This is a genomic window from Dankookia rubra, assembly GCF_004355005.1.
Taxonomy (GTDB): domain Bacteria; phylum Pseudomonadota; class Alphaproteobacteria; order Acetobacterales; family Acetobacteraceae; genus Paracraurococcus; species Paracraurococcus ruber_A.
In genome coordinates, this window is record NZ_SMSJ01000362.1 from 1 (window position 1) to 463 (window position 463).

General features: G+C 70.0%; 1 protein-coding gene. It reads right to left on the minus strand.

Going from position 1 to position 463, the window contains the following annotated elements:
* The coding region (gene tnpA, locus E2C06_RS36985; protein WP_165982933.1) for an IS66-like element accessory protein TnpA at positions 1–359 on the minus strand (359 nt) is incomplete at its 3' end.
* Between the last annotated feature and the right edge of the window lie 104 nt (positions 360–463).

Below are 463 nucleotides of genomic sequence, written 5' to 3' on the forward strand. Positions count from 1 at the left end.
GCGGCAGCACTGATCCCCTCGGCAATCCGAACCGCCGTGCCGTCGGGCAGCACGATCTCGATGCGGCTGTCCGCTTGGTTCTCAGGGTCGATGGGCGCTGCGGCTACCGGGCCCTGCGGCTCCGGCGCAGGCAGTTCCGGCACGATGCGCAGCGGCAGAAAGCCCGGAGCCTCGGCCACCAGCTTGCCGCGCCGTCGCGCGTCCCGCCACTGCCACTGCCACAACAGGCCGCGGCTCACATCGTGCCGGCGCGCCACGTCGTTGAACCTGGCGCCAGGCTCGTCGAGCTCGGCCAGGATCCGCAGTTTCTCCTCGTCCCGCCAACGGCGACGCCGCTCGACGCCGGTGATGATCTCCATTCCGCACCCCACCCGCTGCCCTTAACGGCGCTCGAAAGAACGCCCGTAAGATCAGAAGGCAGGTTCAGACCGATCCCGGTAGGCGGCCCTCGGCGGAGGGGTAC